Here is a 6160-nt window from a genome sequence, read left to right on the forward strand (position 1 = left end):
ACCGCCCCAACCGCCGCGTCCGCCCCGGCGGGCCCGCGCCCGCCCCGCCCCGCCGGCCCGCTCGTCATCGGGCACCGCGGGGCGGCGGGCTGGCGGCCCGAGCACACCGCCGAGTCGTACATCCACGCCGTACGGACCGGGGCCGACCGGATCGAGCCGGACCTCGTCCCCACGAAGGACCACGTCCTGGTCGTACGGCACGAGAACGAGATCGGGGGCACGACGGACGTCGCGGCGCGGCCGGAGTTCGTGGGCCGCCGCACCACGAAGACGGTCGACGGCAAGGCGGTGACCGGCTGGTTCACCGAGGACTTCACCCTGCGCGAGCTGCGGACGCTGCGCACGGTGGAGCGGCTACCGCTGATCCGCAACCGCAACACCGCCTTCGACGGGCGGGGCCGGGTCCTGACGTTCCAGGAGGTCGTGGATCTCGCCCGGCGGCTGTCGCGGGAGTCGGGCCGGCGGATCGCGGTGTTCCCCGAGACCAAGCACCACGTTCGACCCCTCCTGCTGTTAGCCTGCTTCTGCACATAGATTGCAATAACAACTGGACGGCATTCCCAGCAGTCGGAGGGTTCGAACCATGGCCACGTACACGCTCCCGGAACTCCCGTACGACTACGCGGCGCTCGAACCGGTCATCAACCCGCAGATCATCGAGCTCCACCACGACAAGCACCACGCCGCTTACGTCAAGGGTGCGAACGACACCCTGGAGCAGCTGGAAGAGGCCCGCGACAAGGAGGCCTGGGGCGCGATCAACGGCCTCCAGAAGAACCTCGCGTTCCACCTCTCCGGCCACATCCTGCACTCGATCTACTGGCACAACATGACCGGCGACGGCGGCGGCGAGCCCCTCGCGGCGGACGGCGTGGGCGACCTCGCCGACGCGATCACCGAGTCCTTCGGCTCCTTCGCGGGCTTCAAGGCCCAGCTGACGAAGGCCTCGGCCACCACGCAGGGCTCCGGCTGGGGCGTGCTCGCGTACGAGCCCCTCAGCGGCAGGCTCATCGTCGAGCAGGTCTACGACCACCAGGGCAACGTCGGCCAGGGCTCGGTCCCGATCCTCGTCTTCGACGCCTGGGAGCACGCCTTCTACCTTCAGTACAAGAACCAGAAGGTGGACTTCATCGAGGCGATGTGGCAGGTCGTCAACTGGCAGGACGTTGCGAAGCGTTACGCCGCCGCCAAGGAGCGCGCGGACGTACTGCTGCTCGCCCCCTGATTCCGGCCCCCGCCTCCGCCCCGGCGGACAGCGCGTCCTGCCTCGTGATCGTCTTCTCAACCTTCACTTCGGCAGGCGGATGAACGGAAAGCCCTCGCGAGGACGTGACTCACGAGGGCTTTCCCATGCCCGAGAACCAGCCCCACCCGCGTTGTTAGCCATTTAGCTCATATGCTAAACATGACGCATGGAACCACCCGCCGACCCGGCCGACGACGAGGCGAGCGCCTTCCGCGCCCTCGCCGACCCCACCCGCCGCCAGATCCTGGAGGACCTGCGCGGCGGCGAGTTGGCCGCCGGGGAGATCGCGAGCCGGTTCTCGATCAGCGCTCCGTCCATCTCCCGTCATCTGGGCGTGCTCAAGGGCGCCGGGCTCGTCACCGAGCGCCGCGACGCCAACCGCATCCTCTACTCGCTCGCCGAGGAGCGTCTCGCCATGTGCGTGGGGCGGTTCCTGAGCGCCGTGTGCCCCGAGCAGATCGCGCTCCGCCACACGAAGTGGCGCTCCTCCCCGGAAGGCGATGCCTCATGATCCGGTCGCCTCTCCTCAGCGTCATCGAGCGCCGCCTCCTGGTGAACTACCGGGTCGACCCGCATATCGCCGCCGCGCTGCTGCCCGCGCCACTGCGCCCCCAACTGGTGCGGGGCCAGGCGGTCGCGGGGATCTGCCTGCTGCGGATCGGCGGCGTCCGCCCCGGCTGGGCCCCGGCCGTGACCGGGCTGAGCAGCGAGAACGCGGCGCACCGGATCGCCGTCGAGTGGGACGGCCCCGACGGTGTCGAGCGCGGCGTCTACATCCCGCGCCGCGACACCGCCTCCCGCCTCAACGCCTTCGCGGGCGGCCGGATCTACCCGGGCGAGCACGGGCGCGCGGACTTCACGGTGCGCGAGGAGGCCGACGCGGTGCGGGTGGCGTTCGCGACCCGGGACGGCGCGGTGGAGGTCGACGCGACGGTGGAGAGCGCCGAGGAACTGCACGGCAGCGAGCTGTTCACGGACCTGGCGGAGGCCTCGGAGTTCTTCCGCCTCGGCAGCCGGGGCCTCTCCCCCAGCGCCGCGGGCGACCACCTGGACGTCCTCGAACTGTCCACGGAAGCCTGGAAGGTGACGGCGGGCCGCCCCCGTACCGTACGCTCCACGTTCTTCGAGGACCTGGACCGTTTTCCGCCGGGCAGCGCGGTGCTGGACAGTGCGCTGGTGATGCGGGGCGTGGCGGCGGAGTGGTCGCAGGGGGAACCGTTCCGGGTGGGGTGCGAGGGACGGCCCGGGTGACACGATGGTCTTCGCCCCCGTCCACGAGCCCGGAAGCCTGTCCATGAGCCTCGGTCCCACCCCCGTCCCGGCCGACCCCACCGTGCTGCACCCGATGCCCGGCCAGCCGCGCGTGGTGCAGCTGAAGCCGCTGGTCACCTCGCCGCTGGTGGAGGTCGGTGACTACTCGTACTACGACGACCCCGAGCACGCCACGGAGTTCGAGAGCCGGAACGTGCTCTACCACTACGGGCCGGAGCGCCTGGTGATCGGGAAGTTCTGCGCCCTGGGAACGGGCGTGCGGTTCATCATGAACGGCGCCAACCACCGTATGGACGGCCCGTCCACCTTCCCGTTCCCCACCCTCGGCGGCTCCTGGGCCGACCACTTCGACCTGCTGACGGGCCTGCCCAACCGGGGCGACACGGTCATCGGCAACGACGTCTGGATCGGCTACGAGGCGGTCGTCATGCCGGGCGTCCGCATCGGACACGGCGCGATCATCAGCTCCCGCTCGGTGGTCGTCTCGGACGTCCCGGACTACGGCGTCGTCGGCGGCAACCCCGCGCGGCTGATCCGTACCCGGTACGAGGAGGCGGACATCGCGCGGCTGTTGGCAGTGGCCTGGTGGGACTGGCCCGCCGATCACCTCACACGCCACATCCGTACGGTGATGTCCGGGACGGTCGACGAGCTGGAGGCGGCGGCTCCGGGGCGAGGTGAAGGCCCATGACGCGGCCCTTGCCCTCACCGCCGGTCAGGCCGTGGCGGCTGGTCGCCGGTCAGGCCGTGGCGGTTGTCGGCCGGCCGACCGACCGCCGGACGACAGTGGCGCCGCCGAGGTCGACGGAGTTCGGCAGCATCGCCTGCGGACGCAGGAGGTCCTTGAGGAGGAACTGCATCAGGTCGTTCCCGGACATGGCCTTGAGCTCCTCGGCGAGCCGGGGATTGACGTCCATGAGGCGCTGGATCTCCAGAACGGCCCGCTCCACGAGGCCCGGCACGATGTCGCGGCCCATCAGCGTGTTGGAACGCAGCCGCTCGGAATAGACCTTGGCCTCCGGCCCGGGGGCCCCATAGGTCATGGCGCTGTGCTGGTCGGCCGCCACCTGGGCCATGACGAACATGATCTGGCTTCGGCGCTCGGCGTCCTGCTCGGCCTGCATCTCCTCCATGGCCTGCTCCATATCGAACTCGGCACGGTTCGCTCCGCTGTCGAACTTCCGTACCGGCAAAGAGAAGTCGGCGGAGAACCCGTCCTCGCGCGTGGGCAGCTTGCTCTCCGTCCGCGCCGGGTCCCCGGGCTGCGCACGCACGGTCGGGTAGTCGCGCTGGGCGAAGTCGCTGAGCATCAGCCATCCCTGGTTCATGAGGGGGGACGCGGTCAGCGGAATCTCGATACGGGCCGCGTCGCCGCCGCCGAAGCGTGTCTCGCGGAACGGACTCCCCGGCACCTCCAGGAAGAAGAAGACGAAGCCCTCGTTGGCGAGGCCGTGCTTGTCGTACGGCTCCGAGTTGTTCGCCGCGTCCGGGTTCTCCCGGAGCAGTTCGCTCTTCGACTTCATCCGCCCCTGGTTCACCATCTGATCGGCCCGGGGAGCAGTCGTGTAGTGGCACAGCACGCTCTGGTTCAGCGCGGCCGTCAGCCTGCTCTCGACCCCGGGGACCCACTCCTGTGCGCCCCGCCCGGCGATCTCCTTGGCCATCCCCGCCCGGTTCAGCTCCGACAGCTCGCGGAAGTAGGTGGCGCCCTTCATGCCGAACACGGCGGCGCTGTCGGCCCATTCCTCGCGGTTCCAGAGCATGCCGGTGTCGGTCATCGCGCTGAACGGGCCCCGTGCCTCGTCCGGGAGGCTGTCGTCGCGCTGAAGCTGGTTCGCGACCACATCCATTTCAGCCTCGACGGCCTTCCTGGCGGCCTCCAGGAAGGCCAGGGCAGCACCGGTGGCCTGCGTCTGGGCCGGGGCGATCCTCTGCTGGATGTCCGAAAGCTTCATCAGGCAGTGCATGGGGTCGCGCTTCGTATCACCGTCGTATGCGACCACGGCGGCCCGCACCTCCGCCACGACGGCGTCGCCCGGCTCCGGCTGAGTGCGGGTCAGCGCCTTCCACCTGCCCAGCAGCCCGTCGGCACGGCGCTCCTCGGCGGGGAGGGACGGCCCGAGAGGATCGCTCCCCTTGCGTTGGACGACTGCCCCCGTACCGGAGGCGGGTGACGGGGCGGCCCCAGCCTCCGCGTCGGCACACCGCACGGGCGCGGCCATGACCCGTGTCGCGTTGGCCTCGGCCTCGCGCTCAAAGCGGTCGCCGGGGTCACTGACCCGCAGCCCCCCACCCGTGTCCGTGCCCTCGACCGGGCCCTGCCGCTGCTGGATGACATGGGTCAGCTCATGGGCGAGGGTGCGCTTGTCCTGCCCGCCGTCCGTGAGGACCACGTGGTCGCCCGAGGTGTAGGCCCGCGCCCCGATCTCGGCGGCGGACCTCTGCGCCACGGAATCCGCGTGAATGCGTACGGCGGAGAAGTCCGCGCCGAGCCTGCCCTCCATCTCCCGCCGCAGAGGCTCCTGCATCGGCCGCCCGGGCGACCGGAGCACCTGGTGGGCGGTCGAGCGCTGCACCGGCAGGTCCTCGTGGCCGGATCGGGCCTCCCGTTCCCCGGTGAGCAGGTGCGCCACCGCCGCGTTGCCCAGGGTCCGCTGGAGATCGTGCAGCGCCCCCGGGAGGCCGGACGGGGGCCTGTCCTGGTCCCCACCCGTCCGCCGGGAACGCGCCGCGCGGTCCGCGGTGCCGCCATCGGCCGATCTGTCACGTGCGGGCATCTGCATGACGGAGCCTCTCGGGACGCGCGGCAGGACGTGCTCCTGGATATCGCCGAGCGCCTCTGCGCGAAAGGGCAGTCCGGACATGACCGGGGGAAGAAAGGCCTGCCCCCCAGGTGATGTCCAGGCAGTGAACACGGCCGCGCGGAAGCCCCCGGGGAGGCCAGGGGGTGGGGCGGGGCGGGGCGGGGTGGGGCGGGGCCGTGGGCCGTGCCCGCGACGGCATCGGACCAGTGATCGCGGGCTCCCGGATGACCGCAGCGAACCGTGCACCCGTCTCCTCGAAGTAGCGGCGACGCTCCTGTCTGACCTCGACGACGAGATCAGCCGCTTCCTCACTTATGACGTCCGCCTGCCCACGACCTTGGGGTCGGCGCTTCCCCGGACTGGATGCGGCGATCGCACAGCGGGGTCACTGGCGCTCGGCCGAGGTGGACGCGGTGCTCCGGCGGCTGAGGTCGCCGCCGTAGAACGTGCGGATGACCGCTGCTCCCCGTCGGTCAGTTCGATCGGGCAGCTCCCGGGTGATTCACGCCTTGCCGAGTGATCCGCGCCCGGCCGTCAGTGCTCCCCTCCCTCGACGCAGAACTCGTTCCCCTCGGGGTCCTTGAGGATCGTCCAGGTCAACCCCTTCATGGTCTGCTCGCTGACCACGCTCGCGCCCAGCTTCACCAGGCGCTCCACGTCAGCCGCACGGTCGGCGGACGTGAAGTCGACGTGGACCCGGTTCTTGACGGCCTTGGGCTCGGGCACCCGCTGGAAGCCGATCACCAGCGGGGTCGCCGACAGGACCACGAAATCGTCGTAGTCCTTCGTTTCCTTCACGTCCAGCGCCTTCGCCCACCAGGCGGCCAGCGCCTGAGGG

At 70.7% G+C, this 6160-nt stretch carries 6 protein-coding genes and 1 pseudogene; 5 read left to right on the forward strand and 2 right to left on the reverse strand.

The features are described from left to right. The 5 genes and pseudogenes from CIB93_RS36570 to CIB93_RS36590 all read left to right on the forward strand — a co-directional run. Window positions 1-492, forward strand: a pseudogene (locus tag CIB93_RS36570) (glycerophosphodiester phosphodiesterase family protein); the annotation flags it as partial. 91 nt (window positions 493-583) lie between these two features. Further along, window positions 584-1225 (forward strand): superoxide dismutase, encoded by a 642-nt coding sequence (locus CIB93_RS36575; protein WP_096633084.1) that lies wholly within the window; start codon window positions 584-586, stop codon window positions 1223-1225. Between the two features lie 187 nt (window positions 1226-1412). Further along, window positions 1413-1757 carry a metalloregulator ArsR/SmtB family transcription factor gene (locus CIB93_RS36580; RefSeq protein ID WP_096633085.1) on the forward strand — a complete coding sequence of 115 codons (345 nt, stop codon included), beginning with the start codon at window positions 1413-1415 and terminating at the stop codon, window positions 1755-1757. Beyond that, entirely contained in the window at window positions 1754-2497 is a 744-nt protein-coding gene (locus CIB93_RS36585; RefSeq protein WP_096633086.1) for a DUF2071 domain-containing protein, read from the forward strand. The genes CIB93_RS36580 and CIB93_RS36585 overlap by 4 nt, the downstream gene beginning before the upstream one ends. Window positions 2498-2540: 43 nt before the next feature. After that, window positions 2541-3209 carry a CatB-related O-acetyltransferase gene (locus CIB93_RS36590; protein ID WP_096633087.1) on the forward strand — a complete coding sequence of 223 codons (669 nt, stop codon included), beginning with the start codon at window positions 2541-2543 and terminating at the stop codon, window positions 3207-3209. Window positions 3210-3258: 49 nt separating this feature from the next. Here CIB93_RS36590 and CIB93_RS39370 read toward each other — a convergent pair whose 3' ends face one another. After that, window positions 3259-5295: a DUF4157 domain-containing protein gene (locus tag CIB93_RS39370; RefSeq protein WP_096633088.1), complete on the reverse strand. Its 2037-nt coding sequence runs from the start codon at window positions 5293-5295 to the stop codon at window positions 3259-3261. A 561-nt stretch (window positions 5296-5856) separates the two neighbouring features. Next, window positions 5857-6160 (reverse strand): VOC family protein (locus tag CIB93_RS36605; RefSeq protein ID WP_143660139.1); only part of this gene is annotated, 304 nt, incomplete at its 5' end.

The organism is Streptomyces sp. WZ.A104 (assembly GCF_002382885.1).
Lineage (GTDB): Bacteria > Actinomycetota > Actinomycetes > Streptomycetales > Streptomycetaceae > Streptomyces.

Bases quoted from the DNA above. Each gene is read 5' to 3' on its own strand.
- CIB93_RS36590 (WP_096633087.1), top strand. From the start codon at position 2,541: ATGAGCCTCGGTCCCACCCCCGTCCCGGCCGACCCCACCGTGCTGCAC.
- CIB93_RS39370 (WP_096633088.1), bottom strand. From the start codon at position 5,295: ATGCCCGCACGTGACAGATCGGCCGATGGCGGCACCGCGGACCGCGCG.
- CIB93_RS36575 (WP_096633084.1), top strand. From the start codon at position 584: ATGGCCACGTACACGCTCCCGGAACTCCCGTACGACTACGCGGCGCTC.
- CIB93_RS36580 (WP_096633085.1), top strand. From the start codon at position 1,413: ATGGAACCACCCGCCGACCCGGCCGACGACGAGGCGAGCGCCTTCCGC.
- CIB93_RS36585 (WP_096633086.1), top strand. From the start codon at position 1,754: ATGATCCGGTCGCCTCTCCTCAGCGTCATCGAGCGCCGCCTCCTGGTG.